This is a genomic window from Curtobacterium sp. PhB136, from assembly GCF_004346855.1.
Lineage (GTDB): Bacteria > Actinomycetota > Actinomycetes > Actinomycetales > Microbacteriaceae > Curtobacterium.
The window spans coordinates 330,165-351,923 of record NZ_SMGH01000008.1; the positions used below are offsets into that span (position 1 = coordinate 330,165).

Sequence of the window (21,759 nt, forward strand, 5' to 3'; positions counted from 1 at the left end):
ACCGGGCCTCCCGTCCGGTGGTTGGTTGCGGCTAGAACCCGGCCTGGCCGGTCACGACGGCGCGGCCGACGACCAGCTTCTGGATCTCGTTGGTGCCCTCTTCGAAGCGCTGCGCGCGGGCGTCGCGGTACACGCGCTCGATCGCGTTGCGCTTCCAGTAGCCCTGGCCGCCGTGCACCTGCAGTGCCTTGTCCGTGACGCGGGCGAGCATGTCGACCGCGACCATCTTGGAGGCGCTGGAGAGCGTGCCGGCATCGGGGCGGCCCTCTTCGTAGGCGCGGGCGGCTTCGAGGACGAGCGCACGCGCAGCGGCGATGTCCGCGTAGTTCTCCGCGATGTAGAACTGGATGGCCTGGCGGCTGGAGAGCTTCTTGCCGAACGTCTCGCGCTCGTTGGCGTACTCGACGGCGAGCTCGTTCGCCCGCTCGGCCAGCCCGACGGCGCTCATCGCGACCGAGACGCGGCTCGGCAGGAGGAACCCGCCGAGCGCGACCTCGAGGCCCTGGCCCTCTTCCCCGAGGAGCGCGCTGGCCGGGACCGGGGTGTCCGTGAAGCGGAGGATCGCGTGGTCGGTGCCGCGGATGCCCATGGTGTCCGAGTCGTCGATCACCTCAGCACCCGGCAGCCCGGTGTTCGGCATCAGGAACGCGACGGTGCCGTCCTGGCCCGTCGTGCCCTCGAGCCGGGCCGCGATCAGCCAGTAGTCGCACTTGACGCCGAACGTGATGAGGTGCTTCTCGCCGTTCATCACGTAGGTGTCGCCCTCACGGCGGACCGTGGTGCGGATGTCCGCGCCGGTGCCGGCCGTGGCCTCGGTCAGCGTGAACGCGACGAGCTTGTCACCGGCGACGGAGGGCTTGACCACTTCCTCGATCTGCTCGGGGGTGGCGTACGGGGCCATCGCGCGCCAGGTGCCGTTGATCACGTGCACGAGCATCCGGATCGACGCGTGCGAGCGCGACACGATCTCCATGATCTCGAGGTAGCGCGAGAACGGGATGTCGCGCCCACCGAGCTCGGTCGGCGCCGCGAGGCTCAGCCACCCCTTGTCCTTGAGCTCCTGGAAGAGCTCCGGCGCGACCTGGCCGGTGCGCTCGATCTCGTTCGCCCACTCTTCGCCACGGCCGCGCACCCACTCGGTGACCTCGGCCTTGAGCTGCTGGAAGTCCTGCTCGGCGGCGGTTTCCATCACCATCGTCATCGTTCGTTCTCCTTGGTCGCGACGAGCGCTGCAGCCTGCTCGCGCAGGACGTTCTTCTGGACCTTGCCGACCGCGTTGCGCGGCAGCTCGGCGATGTACTCGAGCCGTTCCGGCCAGTAGTACTTGGACACGCCCGCAGCCTCGAGGTACTGCTGCATGGCGTCGAAGTCGAGCGACTCGTCCGCGCGGGCCGACACCACGAACGCGCAGGCACGCTCCCCGAGCCGCTCGTCGGGCATCGCCACGATGGCGACGTCGGTGACGAGCGGGTGCTGGTAGAGCAGGTTCTCGATCTCGACGACCGGGATCTTCTCGCCACCACGGTTGATGACGTCCTTGATGCGTCCGGTGATGGACAGGAAGCCCTGCTCGGACAGCTTCGCGAGGTCGCCGGTCTTGTACCAGCCGTCCTCGGTGAAGACGTCGTCGGTGAGGTCGGGGCGGTCGAGGTAGCCGTCGAACATCGTCGGCGAGTACAGCTCGAAGTTGCCCTCGGTGTCCGCCGGGAGTTCGTTGCCCTCGTCGTCGACGATGCGGATCGTGATCCCGGGCAGGGCACGGCCGTCGTGGCCGTACGCGTCCGACGGGTCGTCGGTCGGGCTGGAGAGCGCACCGAGGCACGTCTCGCTCGTGCCGAAGGCACCGAGGATCGCGGTGCCGAGCACCGTCGCCGCCCGCTGGGCCAGCGCACGGGGAACCGCGGCACCGGTCGGGACGAAGATCCGGAGCGCCTCGGGCTGCGGTGCCCCGGCCTCGACCAGGTCGACGAGGTCGGTCAGGAACGGCGTGGCGCACTGCACGAACGTCGCGCCGGCCGCACCGAAGGCCTGCTCGAGGGCGACACGGCCGTCCCACACCGGTTGGATGACCTGCGGTGCGCCGAGGCGGAACGCCAGGAGCATGCCGTAGAGGAACCCGGTCTGGTGTGCGAGCGGCGACGGGATGTAGATCCGGTCCGCGCTCGTCAAGCCGGACTGCGCGACGTGCATCGCCGTGGCGAGGCCGAGCGTGCGGTGCGGGTGCTGCACGCCCTTGGGCTCGCCGGTGGTGCCGGAGGTGAAGAGCAGCTGGCAGATGTCGTCCGGGGTGGGGGCGTGCGAGGCGATCTGCTCGACGTCCACCTGGACGCTCTCGAGCGCCGTGTCGAAGTACCGCCAGTTCCACTCGCTCGCGGCGACGCGCTCGGCGGCATCAGCGGGCAGGGGTGCCTGGTTGGTCGGGGTGTCCCCCTGGCCGCGGGCTTCCGAGCGGATGACGACGACGTGCTCGACCGCGAGGCGGCGGTTCTGCGCCTTCGCTTCGTCGACGACGTCGAGGAGCTCGAGTGCGGGACGGCGCTTCCGGAACACGTTCGGCAGGAACACCACGCGGGCACGGGAGCGTGCCAGCGTCATCGTGGTCTCGCGCGGGCCGAAGACGGGCATGATCGGCGTCGCGACGGCGCCGATCTGGATCGCGCCGAGCGTGATGGAGACGAACTCGCGCCAGTTCGGGAGCTGCATCGCGACGGACTCGCCGGTGCGGACCCCGAGCTCGAGGAGCAGCGCCGAGACCTTGTCGGCTTCGTCCTGCAGTTCCTTCCACGTCGTGTTGACCGGCTCGGGGCCGCCGACCTCGATCACGGCGAGGCCGTCCGGGTCCTCCTGCGAGAGGGTGCGGACCTTCTCGCTGAGGACCAGCGGGTCGGCGTCCACACCGGTCAGCTCGGGGAGGTCCTCGGCGCGGGTGACCGCGTCGGTGTCCTCACCGAGGTCGGTGTGCTGGTTCGCCACGTCCGCGCGGTCGGCGCGGGCGTCGGCCGCGGCCATCGCTGCTTCGGCGTCGCCGACCTCCATCTCGAGGCCGACGGAGTTCATCGCCTCGAGGAAGGTCGGGTACGAGATCCGGTACGCGCGGGGGTACGTCATGGCCGAGACGCCCTCGGCCTTGGACGCGGCGACCGCGAGCGACATCAGGACGCGGTGGTCGTTGAACGAGGACATCGAGGCCCCGTGCAGCTCCCCCGCGCCGACGCCCGTGACACGGAGTTCGTCGGCGCCCTGCTCGGCGCGGCCGCCCATCCGGTTCAGCTGGAGCATCGCCGCGACGCGGTCGGATTCCTTGAGGCGGATGTGCGCCACGTTCCAGAGCCGGGTCGTGCCCTCGGCGAAGGTCGCCATGGTGGACAGGATCGGCAGGAGGTCCGGGATCGGCTGGCAGTCGATGTCGAGGGGCTTCAGCGGGGAACCGTCGTGCTCGATGCGCACGAAGCCCGTTTCCTCGTCGATGCGCATCGGCACGCCCATCGCCGTCGCGAGGTCGAGGAACTCGCTCTCCGGGTGGTCCGTGTCGGCGGTCGTGAACGAGGTCATGCCGCGGAGCAGCACGTTCGACTCGCGGATGCCGGCGGCGGCGATGCCGAACGCTGCCGACCCGATGTCCGGCGGGATCACGTAGTCGTGCGGGGTCGCCTGCTGGTTCGCCGGGATCCGGTACTCGAGCCAGTCGTCGGAGACCTCCACCGTCAGGCCGAACTGGCGCATCATGCGCACCGTCAGCTCGACGTAGGGCTGCTCGTTGAGACGGCCGCCGGTGATGTGGATCCGGGTCTCCTGGTCGGCGAAGGGCGCGACGAGGAGCAGGCCGGAGATCCACTGCGAGAGCGTGCCGGCTATCTGCACGTCACCGCCGCGCGGGCGCTTCGGCTGGACGGTGACCGGCGGGCAGTCGTTCGTCGCTTCGAGTTCGACGCCCATCTGCGTCAGCGAGGTGAGCAGCGCCTTGATCGGGCGGCGCTGGAAGTACTTCATGCCCGACAGGGTCATCGGCTTGTCCGCGAGGGACGCCAAGCCCGTCATGAAGTAGAGCGTCGTGCCGGAGGAGCCCATGTTGAGGATCCCGTCGGCGCCGCGTGATCCGTGGTCGACGACGTCCGTCGCTTCGTACCGCCCGCCAAGACCGGTGACGTGGTACTCGTTCCCGCGGCGCTTGATGTCGATCCCGAGCGCACGGAGGGTGCCGACGGTCCACTCGACCTGCCGCGTCGTGCTGATCCCGGAGACGATGCTCGTCCCCTTCGCCAGGGACGCGAGCACCAGCGCGCGGTGCGCGTGGTACTTCGAGACCGGGATGTCGAGCTCTCCGACGAGCGGTGCGGACGTACCGCGTACGACCAGCTGCATGCGTTCCTCTTCCCTGTTGAGCGCTTCTACGGTAGTCCCGGTGGGAAGGTCCTGAGAAACCGATCCGCACGATGGGGACAACTCTTCCTTGTGCGTGTCCGACAACGCCCCGGCAGGATGGCTCCATGGACATCCGCTTCACCGAGTCCCGCCCGTCGACCATCGGCGTCGAGTGGGAGCTCCCGCTGGTCGATCGCGAGACCGGCGACCTGACCCCGCGCGCCCCCGCCGTCATCGCCGCCGTGCACGAGCGGCTCGGCGACCACGACAAGGTCACCGAGGAGCTCCTGACCAACACGGTGGAGGTCGTGACCGGTGTGCACTCCCGGGTGCGCGACGCGACGAGCGAGCTGTCCGGCACCATCGGCGAGGTCATCGACGCGGCCGCACCCCTCGACGCCCAGGTCATGTGCTCCGGCACGCATCCGTTCGCGGTCTGGGACCAGCAGGAGATCACCCCGGACAGCGAGCACTACACGACGCTGATCGACCGGACCCGCTGGTGGGGACGCCAGATGCTGATCTGGGGCGTGCACGTGCACGTCGGGATCGACGACCGCGACAAGGCCCTGCCGATCCTCGGCGCGATGCTCGCGTACGTGCCGCACGTGCAGGCGTTCACCGCCTCCAGCCCGTTCTGGGCGGGCACCGACACCGGGTACGCGTCGAACCGTGCCCTGATGTTCCAGCAGCTCCCCACCGGTGGCCTGCCGCCGCAGCTCGGCGCGTGGGCGAACTTCGAGGAGGTCGTCGGTGACCTCACCCACACCGGCGTCATCGAGGGCGTCGGCGACCTGCGCTGGGACATCCGCCCGTCGCCGAAGTGGGGCACGCTCGAGAACCGTGTGTCCGACGGCATCTCCACCCTGCAGGAAGTCGGCGCCGTCACCGCACTCGTGCAGTGCCTCGTCACCGCGTGCTCCGACCGGCTCGACGCCGGCGAGACCCTGCCGACCATGCAGCCGTGGTTCATCCGCGAGAACAAGTGGCGTGCCGCCCGCTACGGGATGGAGGCGGAGATCATCACGAACACCGCCGGCGACGAACGGCTCGTCACCGACGAGGTGCACGACCTCGTCACCCGGCTCGACCCCGTGGCCGAACGGCTCGGCTGCCTCGAGGAACTGCACCACCTCGACACGATGATCGAGCGCGGTGCGTCGTACCAGCGGCAGCTCAAGGTCGCGCAGGAGAACGGCGGCGACCTGCGCGCCGTCGTCCGCCACCTGGTCCAGGAGTTCACCGACTCCCTCTGACGCCCGGGTCGTTTCGCGCGTGGTCAGTCGAATCGCGCGTAGGCGGTCGGAAGTTTCGACCGCCTACGCGCGATTCGACGTTCCAGCGCACCCGTGATGGGAAAGAACGCGCGTCACCAGACGACGGACGGGAGGCCCGGTGCCAGCTGGCACCGGGCCTCCCGTCGCTCACGTGGTCGCGTCAGCGACCGAGGAACTTCTGCAGGCTCGCCAGCTCTTCCTCGGTTGGCGCCTTGCCGCCCTTGGCGCCGCCGCCGAGACCCAGACCGGACCCCTGCGGTGCCTGCTGCGGCGCAGCCGCCGTGCCGGCCGCGATCGCCGCACGCTTCGCCGGGTTCCCGACCTTCGACTTCTTCTTGCCGCCGCCCTGCTGCTGCTTCTTGCCACCGTGCATGCCCGGGATCGGACCCATGCCCGGCATCTGCGGCACACCACCGCGAGCGACGGTCTTCATCATCTTCGCCGCCTGCTCGAAGCGGTTCACGAGCTGGTTGACCTCGGTGACGGTCGACCCGGCACCCTTCGCGATGCGGAGACGACGCGAGCCGTTGAGGAGTTTCGGGAGCTCGCGCTCCTTCGGGGTCATCGACTGGATGATCGCCTCGGTGCGGACGATCTCGCGCTCGTCGAAGTTGTCGAGCGCCTCGCGCATGCCCTTGGCACCGGGGAGCATGCCGAGCATGCCCTTGATCGAGCCGGCCTTGCGCAGCTGCTGCATCTGCTGCAGGAAGTCGTTCAGCGTGAAGTTGTCGGTCGCGATCTTGTCCGCGACCTTGCGCGCCTCTTCCTCGTCGAAGGCGCCCTGCGCCTGCTCGATGAGGGACAGGATGTCGCCGAGGTCGAGGATGCGGCTCGCCATGCGGTCCGGGTGGAACGGCTCGAAGTCGTCGAGGCCCTCACCGGTGGAGGCGAACATGATCGGACGGCCCGTGACACTGGCGACCGACAGGGCGGCACCACCGCGGGCGTCACCGTCGAGCTTCGACAGGACGACACCGGTGAAGTCGACGCCTTCCTGGAACGCGCGGGCGGTGGTGACGGCGTCCTGACCGATCATCGCGTCGATGACGAAGAGGACCTCGTCCGGGTCGACGGCCTTGCGGATGTTCGCGGCCTGCTTCATGAGCTCGGCGTCGACGCCGAGACGACCGGCGGTGTCCACGATGACGGTGTCGTACTGCTGGTCGACCGCGGCCTTGATGGCGTTCTTCGCGACCTTGACCGGATCGCCGACGCCGTTGCCGGGCTCCGGGGCGAAGACGTGCACGCCGGCCTGCTCGCCGACGACCTGGAGCTGCTGCACCGCGTTCGGACGCTGGAGGTCCGCCGCGACGAGCATCGGGGTGTGGCCGTCCTTCTTGAGCCACTTGCCGAGCTTGCCCGCGAGGGTCGTCTTGCCGGCGCCCTGGAGGCCCGCGAGCATGATGACCGTCGGCGGCTTCTTCGCGAACTCGAGGCGACGCTGCTGGCCGCCGAGGATGCCGACGAGTTCTTCGTTGACGATCTGGACGACCTGCTGCGCCGGGTTCAGCGCGCGGTTGACCTCGTCGGAGAGGGCACGCTCACGCACCGCGGCGGTGAAGGCCTTGACGACCTCGAGCGCGACGTCGGCGTCGAGCAGGGCCCGACGGATCTCGCGGACGGTGCCGTCCACGTCCGCCGGGGAGAGTCGTCCCTTCGTCCGCAGGTTGCGGAAGGTCTCGGTCAGCCGATCAGAGAGGGATCCGAATTGCGCCATGATCCGACGATTCTACAGGGCCGCGCTGGGGGTCGTGCCGTCAGGGCCGGCCTGCGTCGCGCCCCGGTGCGAACATCGCGCACTGTCACGCGCGGGCGCGATGTCCGCAGCGGGGCGTGATCGCGCTGGACGGTTGTTGGACGGAGTCCAAGAACTGCCGTACGCTCGCCGCATGCCGGAACTCGAGGTGGTCCGCCCACCGGGCCTGCTCCCCTACGCCGACGGCCTCGCCCTGCAGCGAGCCCTCCACGCCGACGTCGTCGCCGACCGCTCCCCCGGCGCACTCGTCCTCTGCGAGCACCCGCCCGTGTACACCGCCGGTCGACGCACGGAGCCCTCCGACCTCCCGACGAACGGCGCACCCGTCGTCGAGGTCGACCGCGGCGGCCGCATCACCTGGCACGGCCCCGGCCAGCTCGTCGCCTACCCGATCGTCCGTCTCGCGGAACCGCTCGACGTCGTCGCGTGGGTCCGTGACCTGGAGCAGGTGATCCTCGACGCGGCAGCCGCGGTCGGCGTGCGTGCCGAGCGCGTCGACGGCCGGAGCGGCGCGTGGGTCCGGTCGGACGGCGGCAGCACCGCCAAGGTCGGCGCGATCGGCCTGCACGTCGCCGAGGGCGTGACGAGCCACGGCATCGCGATCAACTGCGACAACGCGCTGGACGCCTACGGGGCGATCGTCCCGTGCGGCATCGCCGACGCGGGCGTCACCACCCTGACCAGGGCAGCCGGGAGGCCCGTGACCGTCGACGAGATCGCCGCGGTGGTCGCGTCCCGCGTCCAGGGCGCGGTGCACGGCATGCAGACCGGCACCCGGATCGCGCACCCGCAGAGCACGCCCGCGAGGACGCCCACGAGCACGAGCACGAAGGAACGGATCCCCGCATGACCCTCGCCCCCGAAGGCCGCCGCATGCTCCGCGTCGAGGCCCGGAACGCCGAGACCCCGATCGAGACCAAGCCCGCGTGGATCAAGACCCGCGCGACCCAGGGCCCCGAGTTCCGCGACGTCTCGGCCCTGGTGAAGGACAAGCAACTGCACACGGTGTGCCAGGAGGCCGGCTGCCCGAACATCTTCGAGTGCTGGGAGGACCGCGAGGCCACCTTCCTCATCGGCGGCTCGCAGTGCACGCGCCGCTGCGACTTCTGCCAGATCGACACCGGGAAGCCCGACCCCCTCGACCGCGACGAACCCCGCCGGGTCGCGGACTCCGTGGCCGACATGGGGCTCCGCTACGCCACGGTCACCGGTGTGGCCCGCGACGACCTGGACGACGGCGGAGCCTGGCTCTACGCCGAGACCATCCGGGCGATCCACGAGCACTCCCCCGGCACCGGCGTGGAGATCCTGGTGCCGGACTTCAACGGCCGACCGGACCAGCTCGGGCAGGTCTTCGACGCCCGGCCCGAGGTGTTCGCCCACAACGTCGAGACGGTCCCGCGGATCTTCAAGCGCATCCGCCCGGCCTTCCGCTTCGAGCGCTCGCTCGACGTCATCACGCAGGGGCGCGACGCGGGCCTCGTGACGAAGTCGAACCTCATCCTCGGGATGGGCGAGGAGCGCGCCGAGATCGAGGACGCCCTGCAGCAGCTCCACGACGCGGGCACCGACATCATCACGCTGACGCAGTACCTCCGTCCCTCGCCGAGGCACCTGCCGGTCGCGCGATGGGTCAGCCCGGAGGAGTTCGTCGAGCTCCGCGAACTCGCCGAGGGCATGGGCTTCGCCGGGGTCCTCGCCGGGCCCCTGGTCCGGTCCTCGTACCGTGCCGGCCGGCTGTGGGCGCGGGCGACGGTCGCGCGCGGCGGCACGGTCCCGGCTCACCTCGCGCACCTGGTGGACGCCCCGGCGGGACGTCAGGCGGTCTGACCGCGACGGAGGCGACAACGCGCGGCCGTCTGCGCGGCGCGAACCGGCGTGCGGTGTCGCTTTCGGCGGGTGCGCGCGACCCACGACGAACGGGAGGCACGGTGCCAGCTGGCACCGTGCCTCCCGTCGGTCGTTCCGCGCCTATGCGCGGCCGCGGATGCTCCGCAGCAGCCAGCCGATGACGGCCAGGATGATGAGGACGATCCCGACCCACAGCAGGAACTTCAGTGCACCGACGAAGATGCCGCTGAAGAGCAGGACGAGGCCGACGATGATCGCGATGATCAGCAGTGCTGGCATGTGGGGACTCCTTCCGACGTACCTGGACGATCCCTGTACTGCGAAGACGGTACCCGAGATCAGCCCACGAGGTTCTGCACGAAGACGTGCGGGGTGAAGCCGGTGAGGTCGTTGATGCCCTCGCCCTGGCCGATCAGCTTGATCGGGATGCCGGTCTTCTCCTGCACGCTGAGCACGAACCCGGCCTTCGCGGAGCCGTCGAGCTTGGTGATGACGAGACCCGTGACGCCGGCCCCCTCGATGAACGCCTGTGCCTGCGCGAGGCCGTTCTGCCCGGTCGTCGCGTCGAGCACGAGCAGCACCTCGGCGATCTCGGTCTGCTTCTCGACGACGCGCTTGATCTTGCCGAGCTCGTCCATCAGGCCGGCCTTGGTGTGCAGGCGCCCGGCGGTGTCGATGACGACGATCTCGGTGCCGTCCGCGATGGCCTTCTCGACCGTCTGGTACGCCACCGACGCCGGGTCCTGCCCGGGCTGCGAGGGACGGACCACGTCGACGCCCGCCCGCTCGGCCCAGGTGGCGACCTGCTCGACGGCGGCGGCGCGGAAGGTGTCCGCCGCGCCGACCAGCACGGTGCGGTCGTACGTCTTGAGGAACTTGGCGAACTTGCCGATGGTGGTGGTCTTGCCGACGCCGTTCACCCCGACGACGAGCACGACGGCGGGCCGGGCGCTGAGCTTCAGGGTGGTATCGAGCTTCGAGAGCCGTTCCTCGAGCACCTCGCGCAGCATCCGCTGCAGGTCGGCGGGGTCGGTCGTGCCGTACCGGTCGACGCGTGCGTGGAGGTCCTCGATGATCTCCTCGGAGATGTCCGGGCCGAAGTCCGCACCGATCAGCGCCGTCTCGAGGTCGTCCCAGGTGGTCTCGTCGATGGTCTTCCGCTGGAAGAGACCGCGCAGCCGGGAGGACAGTGACCAGGAACTCGCCATGCTCCCAGCTTAGGGCGCGGCGCCCCCGGCCGGTCCCCGGTATGCTCGGTGACACGAAGGGGAGTATTCCCTCTCGGTGACCCCGTCAGTACGGCCCGGAACGACCCGGGCCCGGGGCGCCGGTCGTGAGCGGCCCGGATCTCGGACCGATCGCGACGGAAGAGACCTTCAGGCCTCGGCGTACCCATCACCTGGGTGTGCCTCCCGACCTGAAGGAACTCCGTTGGACGTCCCCACCTCAGTCTGGCTCATCACCATCGCCGGCATCCTCGCGTTGCTGGTGTTCGACTTCTTCTCGCACGTGCGCACCCCGCACGTGCCGCACATCCGCGAATCGGCGATCTGGTCCGCGGTCTACATCGCCCTCGCGATCGTCTTCGGCATCGGCGTCTGGGTGTTCGGCGGACACCAGGCCGGCGGTGAGTACTTCGCCGGGTGGTTGACAGAGAAGGCACTGTCGGTCGACAACCTGTTCGTCTTCCTCATCATCATGAGCTCCTTCGCGGTGCCGAAGGAGTTCCAGCAGAAGGTGCTGCTCGTCGGCGTCGCGATCGCCCTCGCCGCCCGCGGTGTGTTCATCGCCCTCGGCGTCACGATCATCGACAACTTCTCGTGGGTGTTCTACCTGTTCGGGGCGCTGCTGTTCTGGCTCGCGTGGTCCCAGGCCCGCAGCGGGAACGACCACAGCGCCGACGAGGGCGACTCGCGGCTCATCCGGATCCTCAAGCGCGTCATCCCGACCTCGGACCACTACGACGGCGACCGACTCACCACGCGCGTCGACGGCAAGCGGCTCTTCACCCCGATGCTGCTCGTGATGGTCGCGATCGGCCTGACGGACGTGCTCTTCGCGCTCGACTCGATCCCGGCGATCTTCGGCCTGACGCAGGACGCCTTCATCGTGTTCACCGCGAACGCGTTCTCGCTCCTCGGCCTCCGGCAGCTCTACTTCCTGATCGCCGGGCTGCTCGAGCGGCTCATCTACCTGGGCCAGGGCCTCGCGGTCATCCTCGGCTTCATCGGCGTGAAGCTCGTGTTCCACGCCATGCACGTCAACGAGCTGCCCTTCATCAACGGCGGCGAGCACATCGAGTGGGCGCCGGAGATCCCGATCTGGTTCTCGCTCGGGTTCATCATGCTGACGATCGCCGTCGCGACGGTCGCCTCGCTCGTGGTGTCGAGCAAGCGGCAGGCGCGGGGGCTGACCCCGACGGGCTCGCAGCCCACGGTGTCCTCCGACGCCTCGTAGCGCCCCCGGGCCGGCGGGCGGCGCGCCCCGGACCGGCAGGCGGCGCGCCCCGGGTCAGGCGACGGCGGCCTCCGGCTCCGCCGTCGCCGGCTCGCGGCGCTGCACGCGCTGACCGACCACCGCGGAGACGCCGTCCTGCCGCATGGACACCCCGTACAGCGCGTCGGCGATCTCCATCGTCCGCTTCTGGTGCGTGATGACGATGAGCTGCGACGCTTCGCGGAGCCGCTCGAACACGGTCAGCAGCCGGCCGAGGTTCGCGTCGTCGAGCGCCGCCTCCACCTCGTCCATGATGTAGAACGGCGACGGCCGCGCGGTGAAGATCGCCACGAGCAGCGCCACCGCCGCCAGGGACCGCTCCCCGCCGGACAGCAGGGTCAGGCGGTCGATCTTCTTGCCGGCGGGCTTCACCTGCACGTCGATGCCCGTCGCGAGCAGGTCCGTCGGGTTCGTCAGCGTGATCGACCCGGAGCCACCCGGGAACAGGATCGGGAAGATGACGTCGAACGCGTCCTTCGTGTCGTTGAACGCCGACTCGAAGATGGTCTGCATCTTCTGGTCGAGCTCCTCGATGATCGTCATCAGGTCCGTGCGGGTCTTCTGCAGGTCCTCGAGCTGCTCGGTGAGGAACCCGTGCCGCTGCTCGAGCGCCTGGAACTCCTCGAGCGCGAGCGGGTTCACCTTGCCGAGCTGACCCAGGTCACGCTCGGCGGCCTTGAGGCGTCGTTCCTGCTCGGCGCGGACGTAGGGCACGGTCTCGACGTCGGCGAGGTCGACGTCGGCGGTCGCGTCGAACTCCGGCAGCGCGTCCGGCAGGTCATCGGGGAGCGCGGGGCCGCCCGGCAGCGTCGACTCGGCGTCGACGAGGTCCACCACGTCACCGTCGTCGAGGCCCGTCAGGTCAGCGGCGTCGCCGCCGTCGTCCGCCAGGTCAGCGGCCTCGCCGTCCTCGTCCGCCAGGTCAGCGGGCTCGCCGTCCGCCGCAGCAGCAGCAGCCGCCGCCCGCTCCGCCTCCCGGTGCTTCCGGGCCAGGACGCGCGGGTCCACGAGCACGTCGACGGGCACCGGCACGTCCGGGCCGTACTCGGCGACGAGCACGGCCTCGACGAGCCCGAGTTCGCTCTGCGCCCGGTCGAGCACCCCCGACACGTGCAGCTTCTTCTCGTAGATCTCCATCTCGAGCGAGTGCACCCCGTCGGTGATGGACTGCAGCCGGTCCCGCAGCTCGCGCTCCTCGTTCCGGATGGTCTGCAGCTCGGTGTTCCGCTTCGCGCGCTCGGCCTCTTCGGTCGCGAGCTGCACCCGCGCCTCGGCGAGCGAGCGGTCCACCGCGGCGAGCACCTCGGGCAGGTCTGCGAGGACGCTCTCCGCCGTCGCGATCTGCCCACGTCGGATCACCGCGAGCCGTGCCGCCTCTTCCGCCGCGGCACGCTCGGCCTCGAGCTGCCGGGCGAGCTGGGCGGCGCGCCCCCGCTCGGACCGCGCGCGTTCCCGGACGGTCTCGATCTGGATGCGCTGTTCGATCTCGGCGGCCCGAGCGGCCTCGAGCGCGTCCAGCAGCGCCGGTCGCTCGGAGGCATCCACGCTCGGCCGCGGCTCGGCGGCGTGCGCCTCCCGTGTCCGCTCCGCCTCGGCCAGCACGGCCTCTGCGGCCTCCACGGCGCCGTCGGTCTCGCCGAGCGCGGCGCGCAGCCGCTCCACCTCGGCGCTCGCGTTCTCCGCCTTCGCCCGCACCGAGGCGCTGGTCCGGTCGTACTCCGCAACCGCTGCGGCATGCGCACGGCTCGCCCGGTCGGCGTCGTCCGCGGCGCGTCTCGCCTCGTCCACGGCGCTCCGCGCGGCCTGGAGGCCCGTGGCCGCGTCCTCGGCGTCGGTCGCGATCGCGTCGCGTCGCTCCACGGCCGCGTCCCGCTCCGCGACGAGTTCGATGCGTGACGTGGTCCGCTCACCGCCACCGGTCACCCGGACCGCGCGGACGAGGTCACCGGAGCGTGTCACGACCGTGGCGTGCGGGGCGGCGGCGAGCACGGCCTCCAGGTCGACGTCGTCGGACACCGCGACCAGCGTGTCGGCGAGGATCGCGGCGAGTGCCGGCGGGCCGGTGACCAGGTCGAGTGCGCGGCGGACGCCGGCGGGGACCGGGACGGCCGCGGTGTCCGCCGCTCCGGGCGCTCCGCCGTCGGCGACGACGACGTCGATGCGGCCGATGTCCTCGTGGCGGGCGTGCGCGACGGCGTCGAGCGCGACGGTGCGGTCCTCGGCGAGGACCGCGTCGGCGAGCCCGTCGAGGGCCGCCGCGATCGCCCCCTCGAACCCGGGCGTGACGGTGAGGCGGTCGGCCAGCCGGCCGACGATGCCGGCGCGTCCGGCGTCGATGAGTGCCTGCGAGCCGTCGCGGACGTCGATCGACATGCCGAGCGCGGCGACGCGGGCGTCGAGGGCGTCCCGCTCGCGTTCGAGGGCGTGCAGCCGGTCACGGAGGTCGTCGCGGGCGGTCTGCGCGCGTTCGAGCCGCTCGCGGGCGGTCTCGAGCGCGGCCTGCAGCGCCTCCGGGTCGGTGTCGGCGGACGGGTCGGTGCCGACCTCGGCGAGGGCCGCCTCTGCGGTGCGGGCGCGCTCGGTGGCCTCGGCCAGTGCACGCTCGCGGCGTTCACGGTCGGCGACGGCCGAGCCCCGCTTCGACCGCGCGACGTCCACGGTGCTGGCGAGGCGCTGGGCGTCGAGGTCGTGCTGGGAGACGAGCGCGGCCTGCGCGGCGATCCGCTCGTCGAGGGCGTCGAGCGTGGCGCGGGCGTTCCGGACCGCCTCGGCCGCCGCGACCTGTCCGCTCGCCATCTCGGTCGCCCGCGCGTCGAGCCGGTCGGCCTCGGCACGGACACCGGCCACCCGCTCCGGCGTGATCGTGGGGCCCTGTTGTGGGGCGTCGGCCTGCTGGGCGAGGAACATCAAGCGCTGGTTCGCGAGGCTCGACAGCCCCCGGAGCCGCTCCTGGACGCTCTCCAGCCGGTGCACCACGGTGCGGGCGCGGTCGACGTCGTCGCCGACCATGCTCTGCTCGACGTGCTGCTGGCGTGCGCGGGTCTGGTCGAGGCGCTCGGTGAGCACGATCCGCTCGGACTTCCGGCCCGCCTCGACCTCCTGGTGCTCGTGGAGCTCGCGGCGCAGGCGGACGACGTCGTCCGCGAGGATCCGGGCCTTGGCGTCACGGGCGACCGCGGCGACGGACTGCGCCTTGCGGGCGACCTCGGCCTGGCGACCCAGCGGCTTCAGCTGGCGGCGGATCTCCCCCGCCAGGTCGGACAACCGGGTCAGGTTCGTCTGCATCGCGTCGAGCTTGCGGAGGGTCTTCTCCTTGCGACGACGGTGCTTCAGGATGCCGGCGGCCTCCTCGATGAAGCCGCGGCGGTCCTCGGGGGTGGCGTGCAGGACCTTGTCGAGCTGCCCCTGTCCCACGATGACGTGCATCTCACGGCCGAGGCCCGTGTCGCTCAGCAGCTCCTGCACGTCCAGCAGGCGGCAGTTCTCGCCGTTGATCGCGTACTCGCTGCCCCCGTTCCGGAACAGCGTGCGGGAGATCGTCACCTCGCTGTAGTCGATCGGCAGCAGCCCGTCGGCGTTGTCGATCGTCAGGAGCACCTGCGCGCGGCCGAGCGGCCCGCGGGTCGAGGTGCCGGCGAAGATGACGTCCTCCATCTTGCCGCCGCGGAGGGTCTTCGCCCCCTGCTCCCCCATCACCCACGCGAGGGCGTCGACGACGTTGGACTTGCCCGACCCGTTCGGACCGACGATGCACGTGACGCCCGGCTCGAACGCGAACGTCGTCGGCTGCGCGAAGGACTTGAACCCCTTGATGGTCAGGCTCTTCAAGTACATGCGGTCTCCGGGTGGGTCGTTGGCTCGCTCCCGGGCAGGCTAACGCGTCCGGAGGCGTGGGCGCGGTTGGCACACGGGGCAGATGTGGCTCGACCGGTTCATGAACTCCTCCCGGACGATCGTCGTGCCGCACCGGGGACACGGCTTGCCCTGCTGCCCGTAGACGTTGAGCCGCTGCGAGAAGTACCCGGACTGCCCGTTCACGTTGACGTACTGCGCGTCGAAGCTCGTGCCCCCGTCCTCGAGCGCACGCGCGAGCACGCTCCGGACCTCGTCGAGGAGCAGCTGCAGGCTCGACCGCGGGAGCCGGTCGGCCGGGCGGTCGTAGTGCAGCTTCGCCGCCCACAGCGACTCGTCCGCGTAGATGTTGCCGATGCCGCTCACGACGCCCTGGTCGAGGATCACCCGCTTGATCCCGCTCGAGCGCTTCCGGGCCATCTGGATGAACCGGGCGTCGTCGAACGCCGGGTCGAGCGGGTCGCGGGCGATGTGCGAGACCTGCCCGGGGACGTTCCGGCGCCACGGGGCATCCGGCTCGGCCACGTCGACGACGCCGGCGAACCCGGCGGGAGCGCCGTCGATCGTCGGGACCATCGCGTCGAGCGCCATCGAGCCGAAGGTGCGCTGGTCCACGAACTCGAGTTCGACCGGCTGCTCGGGGCTGCCGTCGCGGTCCGTGCCGGCCGGCTGCACCTCGAGCAGGATGCGTCGGTGCTTCGCGGCGGGGCGGTCACGGCCGAGGAGGATCTGCCCGCTCATGCCGAGGTGCGCGACGAGGGCCTCTGGCCGTCCGTCGTCACCAGGCTCGGCGAGGGGCATCCAGAGGAACTTGCCGCGACGGACGGCGGCGGCGATCGTCCGGCCGGTCAGGCGGTGCGCGAAGTCCTCGGCGGGGCCGTCGTGCCGGGTCAGGGCCCGGTCGTCCAGGACGTGGACCGCGAGGACCCGGGCGCCGCTGACGGCGGGTTCGAGGCCGGCGCGGACGACCTCGACCTCGGGGAGTTCGGGCACGCCCTACGCTGCCGGCGTCTCGCTGGTGCGGCCGGAGAGTCGCGTCCAGGCGTCGAGCGCGGCGGACATCTCGGCCGTCTTCTTGCTGGAACCGGAACCGGAGGCGATGTCCTCGCCCTGCAGCACCACGGTCGCGTGGAAGGTCTTGTCGTGGTCAGGGCCCTCTTCGGTGACCCGGTAGGCCGGGTTGCCGAGGGACTGCGCCGACGCGAGTTCCTGCAGGCTCGTCTTCGGGTCCATCGCCGCACCGAAGCGATCCGGGTCGATGAGGAGCGGTTCCACGAGCCGGAGCACCAGCGCGGTGGCCTCGTCGGGCCCAGCGGAGAGGTACGTGGCGCCGATGATCGCTTCGACGGTGTCGGCGAGGATCGACGACTTGTCACGGCCGCCGGTCTGTTCCTCGCCCTTGCCGAGCCGGAGGAAGGCGCCGAGACCGTTGATCCGGGCGATCTCCGCGAGGGCGACCGTCGAGACGAGGCTCGCGCGGCGCTTCGCCAGGTCGCCTTCGTCGAGGTCCGGGAAGTCGCGGTAGAGCTTCACCGTCACGGCCTGGCCGAGGATCGAGTCCCCGAGGAACTCGAGGCGTTCGTTGTGCTTGATCCCGCCGTGCTCGTACGCGAACGAGCGGTGGGTCAGTGCGAGTTGGAGCAGCTCGGGGTCCACCGGGACCCCGAGGAGGTCACGCAGACGAGCAACGTCCGACCCCGCGGGGTTGGACCCCGCGGAGCCGGACGTCGTGCTCATGTGGTTCGTCCGATCAGACGTCGGCGACCTTGCGGCCCTTGTACTCCATGTACAGGGGCGTGCCGGCCGAGTCCTCGACGACCTTCGCGCGGTGCGGGAGGCTGTAGGTGACCTGGCCGTTCTCGATCGTCTTCACGAGCTGGACCGGCGCGGCCTTCCACTGCGAACGACGGGCGTGCGTGTTGGCACGGGACTGCTTGCGCTTGGGAACGGCCATGGTGGTTCTCTTTCGGTTGGTCGGTTGGTCAGTCGGTGGGAGTGCGGTCGCTGTCGTCGAACATCAGTCCGCCGAGTGCTGCCCAGCGGGGATCCGTGGGCTCGGAAGCCGCGCGGTCACCCAGGTCTGCCAGGCGTTCGCCCGTCTCCGGGTCGAGTCCGGGGCAGTCCGGCCGGCAGACCGGCTGGAACGGCAGTGACAGCACCACCGCGTCTCGAACGACCGGTTCACAATCCACGTGGTCATCGTGAACATGGAAGTCGAAATCCTCCGAGGGATCATACGCGAACAGCTCGGCGAAATCGACTTCGACCGGTTCGGAGATGTCGATGAGGCAGCGCGAGCACTGCCCCGTCGCCTCAGCGGAGGCGTGTCCGGAGACGAGCACGCCCTCGTGGAGGCCCTCGAGCCGCAACTCGATGTGCATGTCAGCGCCCTCACGGACGGCCACCACGCCGGCACCGAGGGTCTCGGGGACGGCGATGTCGAGCGTGTGCTCGCGCATCTCGCCCGGGCGGTGCGCGAGGTCACGCACGCGCAGGGCGTAGGGGCTGTTCACGGGGGAAGACACGATCGACCATCCTAGCGCGGGTTCGCCGTCAGGTCGAGGAGCGGCGTGCCGTGTCGCGTTCAGCGGCTCCGCGTGCGGAGCGCTGCGTCCACGACGGCGGGGACGTACGGGCTCACGTCGCCGCCGAGCGTCGACACCTGCCGGATGAGCGAGCTGGACACGTGCGCACGGGAGGCCTCCGGCAGCAGGAACACCGTCTCGACGTCGGCGAGGTGGCGGTTCATGATCGCCATCGGTGTCTCGTACGCCACGTCCTCACCGGAGCGGACGCCCTTGACCAGGACCGTCGCACCGACCTGCCGGCAGTAGTCGACGAGGAGACCGGCGGTCCACTCCCCGACCCGGATGTTCGCCGGGGCACCGACCTCGGCGAGGGAGTCCTCGATCAGCCGGACCCGGTCGACCGCGTCGAACATCGCGGACGGCTTCTCCGGGTTGTGCACGACGAGGACGTGCACCTCGTCGAAGAGCCGGGCCGCGCGGCCGATCACGTCGAGGTGACCGAGGGTCACGGGGTCGAAGGAGCCGGGGACGACCGCGATCTGCGCCATGCCCCCGACGATACCGGGGCGGCGGGGACGCGTGCCCCGCCTGGTCAGTTCTTGCCGAGGAAGGCGGCGTCGGACTCGTCGAGCCGCCGGGCCAGCGCAGCACGGAGCTCCGCCTGCCCGTCGAGCGTCGGGTCTGCCTCGAGCAGCCGCTCGGCTTCCCCGCGGGCGTCGACGATGAGGTCCGCGTCCCGCACGACCCGGAGCAGGTTGAGCGAGGACCGCCCACCCGACTGCCGCTCGCCGAGCACGTCGCCTTCACGCCGGAGCTCGAGGTCCACCCGCGCCAGCTCGAAGCCGTCGTCCGAGGCGGCCACGGCGTCCACACGCTCCCGCGAGACCGTCTCCGCTTCTGCCGTGGTCACGAGGAGGCACACGCCGGCGTACTGCCCACGGCCGATGCGGCCGCGGAGCTGGTGCAGCTGCGAGACCCCGAACCGGTCGGCGTCGAGGATCGCCATCATCGAGGCGTTCGGGACGTCGACCCCGACCTCGATCACGGTGGTCGCGACGAGGACGTCCACGTCGCCCGCAGCGAACGCGGTCATCACGCGGTCCTTCTCGTCGCCGGACATCCGGCCGTGCAGGACCTCGATCCGGCGTCCCTGCAGCACGGGCATCGTGCGCATCCGCTCCGCGGTCGCCAGCACCGTCGACGGAGCACGCTTCGGGGCGTCCTCCTGACCGTCGACGGCGGGCTCGCCGTCGTCCTCGGTGTGGGCGTCGTCGATCGCGGGGCAGACCACGAAGGCCTGCCGCCCGGCGCTCAGTTCCTCCGCCATCCGGGTCCAGATGCGGGACTCCCAGCCCGGGTGCTCCGAGAGCCCGACCGCGAACGTCTCCACGCCCGCGCGACCGGAGGGCATGCCCGCGATCGTGGAGACGTCGAGATCGCCGAACACGGTCATCGCCACGGTGCGCGGGATCGGCGTCGCGGTGAGCACCAGCACGTGCGGCGGCGCCTGGCCCTTGGTGCGCAGGGCTTCGCGCTGCTCGACGCCGAAGCGGTGCTGCTCGTCCACCACCACGAGCCCGAGCTCGGCGAAGTCCACCCGGTCGCCGAGGAGCGCGTGCGTGCCGACGACGAGCCGCGAGCCGCCGGACGCCGCCGCGAGGAGCGCCCGCCGGCGTTCGTCGGTGGACTGCGAGCCGGTGAGGATCACGGGGCGGAGTTCGGCGGCCAGGTCGGGCCCGAGGAACTTCACGATCGAGCGGAGGTGCTGCGCCGCCAGGACCTCGGTCGGGGCGATGAGCGCCGACTGCCCGCCGGACTCGGCGACGGTCAGCATCGCGCGGATCGCCACGAGGGTCTTGCCGGAGCCGACCTCGCCCTGGACCAGACGGTGCATCGGCCACGAGCCGGCGAGGTCCTCGGCGATCTCCGCGCCGACCGAGCGCTGGTCGTCGGTGAGCGTGAACGGCAGCGTGGCGTCGAAGCGTTCCAGGATGCCGCCCGGCGTGGCCGTACGCGGGGTCGAGGCGGTCGCACGCGCGGCGATCCGGCGCTTGACGAGGGCGGTCTGCAAGACGAAGGCCTCCCGGTAGCGGAGGGCGTCCTGCGCGCGCTTGAAGTCGGCCACCTTCTCCGGGCGGTGGAGCAGCTCGAGGGCGCGCCGGAACGGCACCAGGTCGAGCCGGGTGCGGACCGAGGACGGGATCGGGTCGGCGATGTCCGGCAAGGTGTCGAGCACCACCGCCATGGCCTTGGCGATCTGCCACGACGACAGCGACGCCGTCGCCGGGTAGATCGGGATCGGCTGCCGGGAGAACCGGATCGCCTCGTCGGACTCCGGGTCGGCGGTGGCCCGGGGGTCGTCGGCGTCGAAGAGCTCGTAGTCGGGGTGCGCCAGCTGCCGGGCGCCACGGTAGTCGCCGACCTTGCCGGCGAAGATGCCCCGCGCGCCGACGACGAGGTCCTTCGTCCGCCAGCCCTGGTTGAAGAACGTGAGGGTCAGGAGCCCCTTGCCGTCGCCGATCTTGGCTTCGAGGATCGAGCCGCGGCGTGCCCGCATCGTGCGTTCCCGGACGTCCACCACCTCGGCCACGATGGTCACCGATTCCCCGATGGCGAGCGAGTCGAGTGCGGTCAGTGCGCCGCGTTCGGCGTACCGGCGGGGCGCGTGCTCGAGGAACTCCCCCACGGTGCGGTAGCCGAACGCCTTCTCGACGGCCTTCGCGGTGCGGCCGCCCAGGACGTTCGCGAGGCGGGTGTCGAGCGGCGCCGGCCCCCAGTCGGTCCCCGCGGGCACGTCCGACGGGTCGTCGGGCGTCGTGTCGGCCGGTGCGGCGGCTCTGGAGGTGACCACACGGCAACGGTACCCGGGACGGCCGACCCGCACCGGGCCTCCCGGCGGGCCTGTGGACGACCAGGCGGGCCTGTGGACGACCGGACGGGCCTGTGGAGAGCGCCTGGTGGGCACCCGGTGGCCGCTACGGTTGCAGCATGACCCGCATCATCGCCGGCGCCGCCGGTTCCCTGACGCTCCGGGTGCCGAAGTCGGGCACCCGTCCGACGAGCGACCGGGTGCGGGAAGCCCTGTTCTCCTCGCTCGAAGCGCGGGGGCTCGTGGACGACACCGCGGTGGCGGACCTGTACGCGGGGACGGGTGCGCTCGGGCTCGAGGCAGCGTCGCGCGGTGCGGTGGAGGTCGTGCTGGTCGACCGGGCCTCCGCGGCGGCGACGTCCTGCCGTGAGAACGCGCGGGCCGTGCAGAAGCGGGTCCCCGGTGTGCGGATCGACGTGCACGCGCAGCCGGTGCTCGGGTTCCTGCGGGGCACCGTGCGGACCTTCGACCTGGTGTTCATCGACCCGCCGTACGACGTCGCCGAGTCCGAGATCGCGGACGTCCTCGAAGCGCTGGTGCCCCGGCTCACCGCGGAGGCCGTGGTCGTCGTGGAGCGGAGCAAGCGCTCCCCGGAGCCGACCTGGCCCGCGGGACTCGAGCCCTTCAGCAAGCGGAGCTACGGCGAGACCATCGCCTGGGAGGCCGTGGTCGCCGCGCCCTGAGCGTCCTTCCGTGCGCCCGTCCGCATGCGTCTTCCGACACGGCAGAGGTCGATCGACTCGTGCGGTGTCGGAACATGCGGACGTA

The 21,759-nt window shown here is 71.1% G+C and carries 17 protein-coding genes; 5 read left to right on the forward strand and 12 right to left on the reverse strand.

The genetic code is table 11. The features are described from left to right. Positions 1-31: 31 nt before the first annotated feature. A complete protein-coding gene (locus EDF27_RS15460; RefSeq protein WP_207909645.1) occupies positions 32-1,201 on the reverse strand; it encodes an acyl-CoA dehydrogenase family protein in 1,170 nt (389 codons plus the stop codon). Next, on the reverse strand, positions 1,198-4,362 hold the full coding sequence (gene aroA / locus EDF27_RS15465) for a 3-phosphoshikimate 1-carboxyvinyltransferase (protein ID WP_132049778.1): 3,165 nt from the start codon (positions 4,360-4,362) through the stop codon (positions 1,198-1,200). The genes EDF27_RS15460 and aroA overlap by 4 nt, the downstream gene beginning before the upstream one ends. Positions 4,363-4,487: 125 nt before the next feature. Here aroA and EDF27_RS15470 point away from each other — a divergent pair, with 125 nt between their 5' ends. Continuing rightward, positions 4,488-5,618, forward strand: coding sequence for a glutamate--cysteine ligase (locus EDF27_RS15470; RefSeq protein WP_123653752.1), 1,131 nt, complete (start codon positions 4,488-4,490; stop codon positions 5,616-5,618). A 181-nt stretch (positions 5,619-5,799) separates the two neighbouring features. Here EDF27_RS15470 and ffh read toward each other — a convergent pair whose 3' ends face one another. Next, on the reverse strand, positions 5,800-7,356 hold the full coding sequence (ffh, locus tag EDF27_RS15475) for a signal recognition particle protein (RefSeq protein ID WP_123653753.1): 1,557 nt from the start codon (positions 7,354-7,356) through the stop codon (positions 5,800-5,802). Between the two features lie 172 nt (positions 7,357-7,528). On the opposite strand from ffh, the gene lipB reads away from it, so the two are divergent. Then, positions 7,529-8,245: a lipoyl(octanoyl) transferase LipB gene (lipB, locus tag EDF27_RS15480; RefSeq protein ID WP_132049780.1), complete on the forward strand. Its 717-nt coding sequence runs from the start codon at positions 7,529-7,531 to the stop codon at positions 8,243-8,245. Beyond that, a complete protein-coding gene (lipA, locus tag EDF27_RS15485; RefSeq protein ID WP_132049782.1) occupies positions 8,242-9,225 on the forward strand; it encodes a lipoyl synthase in 984 nt (327 codons plus the stop codon). Before lipB ends, lipA begins: the two co-directional genes overlap by 4 nt. Positions 9,226-9,366: 141 nt before the next feature. On the opposite strand, the gene EDF27_RS19795 is transcribed toward lipA, so the two are convergent. Both EDF27_RS19795 and ftsY read right to left on the reverse strand, forming a co-directional pair. Further along, positions 9,367-9,525: a DUF4175 domain-containing protein gene (locus tag EDF27_RS19795; RefSeq protein WP_139199230.1), complete on the reverse strand. Its 159-nt coding sequence runs from the start codon at positions 9,523-9,525 to the stop codon at positions 9,367-9,369. A gap of 59 nt (positions 9,526-9,584) precedes the next feature. After that, entirely contained in the window at positions 9,585-10,454 is an 870-nt protein-coding gene (gene ftsY, locus EDF27_RS15490) for a signal recognition particle-docking protein FtsY (RefSeq protein WP_123653756.1), read from the reverse strand. 223 nt (positions 10,455-10,677) lie between these two features. Between ftsY and EDF27_RS15495 the strand changes: the two genes are divergently transcribed. Next, positions 10,678-11,703, forward strand: coding sequence for a TerC family protein (locus tag EDF27_RS15495; RefSeq protein ID WP_123653757.1), 1,026 nt, complete (start codon positions 10,678-10,680; stop codon positions 11,701-11,703). Between the two features lie 54 nt (positions 11,704-11,757). Here EDF27_RS15495 and EDF27_RS15500 read toward each other — a convergent pair whose 3' ends face one another. The 7 genes from EDF27_RS15500 to EDF27_RS15530 all read right to left on the reverse strand — a co-directional run bounded on the left by EDF27_RS15500 (position 11,758) and on the right by EDF27_RS15530 (position 20,916). Next, entirely contained in the window at positions 11,758-15,576 is a 3,819-nt protein-coding gene (locus tag EDF27_RS15500) for an AAA family ATPase (protein ID WP_132049784.1), read from the reverse strand. A 39-nt stretch (positions 15,577-15,615) separates the two neighbouring features. Beyond that, positions 15,616-16,587 carry a bifunctional DNA-formamidopyrimidine glycosylase/DNA-(apurinic or apyrimidinic site) lyase gene (mutM, locus tag EDF27_RS15505; protein ID WP_132049786.1) on the reverse strand — a complete coding sequence of 324 codons (972 nt, stop codon included), beginning with the start codon at positions 16,585-16,587 and terminating at the stop codon, positions 15,616-15,618. Between the two features lie 3 nt (positions 16,588-16,590). After that, complete coding sequence (gene rnc / locus EDF27_RS15510; RefSeq protein WP_123653760.1) at positions 16,591-17,331, reverse strand: ribonuclease III; 741 nt, start codon at positions 17,329-17,331, stop codon at positions 16,591-16,593. 13 nt (positions 17,332-17,344) lie between these two features. Then, a complete protein-coding gene (gene rpmF / locus EDF27_RS15515) occupies positions 17,345-17,548 on the reverse strand; it encodes a 50S ribosomal protein L32 (RefSeq protein ID WP_056126067.1) in 204 nt (67 codons plus the stop codon). Positions 17,549-17,576: 28 nt separating this feature from the next. Beyond that, positions 17,577-18,107, reverse strand: a complete 531-nt coding sequence (locus tag EDF27_RS15520) for a DUF177 domain-containing protein (RefSeq protein ID WP_123653892.1) — start codon at positions 18,105-18,107, stop codon at positions 17,577-17,579. A 71-nt stretch (positions 18,108-18,178) separates the two neighbouring features. Next, positions 18,179-18,670 carry a pantetheine-phosphate adenylyltransferase gene (gene coaD / locus EDF27_RS15525; RefSeq protein ID WP_123653761.1) on the reverse strand — a complete coding sequence of 164 codons (492 nt, stop codon included), beginning with the start codon at positions 18,668-18,670 and terminating at the stop codon, positions 18,179-18,181. Between the two features lie 44 nt (positions 18,671-18,714). Then, on the reverse strand, positions 18,715-20,916 hold the full coding sequence (locus tag EDF27_RS15530) for an ATP-dependent DNA helicase RecG (protein ID WP_132049860.1): 2,202 nt from the start codon (positions 20,914-20,916) through the stop codon (positions 18,715-18,717). A gap of 194 nt (positions 20,917-21,110) precedes the next feature. On the opposite strand from EDF27_RS15530, the gene EDF27_RS15535 reads away from it, so the two are divergent. Next, positions 21,111-21,674 carry an RsmD family RNA methyltransferase gene (locus EDF27_RS15535; RefSeq protein ID WP_123653762.1) on the forward strand — a complete coding sequence of 188 codons (564 nt, stop codon included), beginning with the start codon at positions 21,111-21,113 and terminating at the stop codon, positions 21,672-21,674. The last annotated feature ends 85 nt before the right edge of the window (positions 21,675-21,759 follow it).

What these genes read in the sequence shown, in the direction of transcription:
- EDF27_RS15460 (WP_207909645.1), bottom strand. Translation starts at nt 1,201, where the DNA reads ATGACGATGGTGATGGAAACCGCCGCCGAGCAGGACTTCCAGCAGCTC.
- aroA (WP_132049778.1), bottom strand. Translation starts at nt 4,362, where the DNA reads ATGCAGCTGGTCGTACGCGGTACGTCCGCACCGCTCGTCGGAGAGCTC.
- EDF27_RS15470 (WP_123653752.1), top strand. Translation starts at nt 4,488, where the DNA reads ATGGACATCCGCTTCACCGAGTCCCGCCCGTCGACCATCGGCGTCGAG.
- ffh (WP_123653753.1), bottom strand. Translation starts at nt 7,356, where the DNA reads ATGGCGCAATTCGGATCCCTCTCTGATCGGCTGACCGAGACCTTCCGC.
- lipB (WP_132049780.1), top strand. Translation starts at nt 7,529, where the DNA reads ATGCCGGAACTCGAGGTGGTCCGCCCACCGGGCCTGCTCCCCTACGCC.
- lipA (WP_132049782.1), top strand. Translation starts at nt 8,242, where the DNA reads ATGACCCTCGCCCCCGAAGGCCGCCGCATGCTCCGCGTCGAGGCCCGG.
- EDF27_RS19795 (WP_139199230.1), bottom strand. Translation starts at nt 9,525, where the DNA reads ATGCCAGCACTGCTGATCATCGCGATCATCGTCGGCCTCGTCCTGCTC.
- ftsY (WP_123653756.1), bottom strand. Translation starts at nt 10,454, where the DNA reads ATGGCGAGTTCCTGGTCACTGTCCTCCCGGCTGCGCGGTCTCTTCCAG.
- EDF27_RS15500 (WP_132049784.1), bottom strand. Translation starts at nt 15,576, where the DNA reads ATGTACTTGAAGAGCCTGACCATCAAGGGGTTCAAGTCCTTCGCGCAG.
- rnc (WP_123653760.1), bottom strand. Translation starts at nt 17,331, where the DNA reads ATGAGCACGACGTCCGGCTCCGCGGGGTCCAACCCCGCGGGGTCGGAC.
- rpmF (WP_056126067.1), bottom strand. Translation starts at nt 17,548, where the DNA reads ATGGCCGTTCCCAAGCGCAAGCAGTCCCGTGCCAACACGCACGCCCGT.
- coaD (WP_123653761.1), bottom strand. Translation starts at nt 18,670, where the DNA reads ATGGCGCAGATCGCGGTCGTCCCCGGCTCCTTCGACCCCGTGACCCTC.
- EDF27_RS15535 (WP_123653762.1), top strand. Translation starts at nt 21,111, where the DNA reads ATGACCCGCATCATCGCCGGCGCCGCCGGTTCCCTGACGCTCCGGGTG.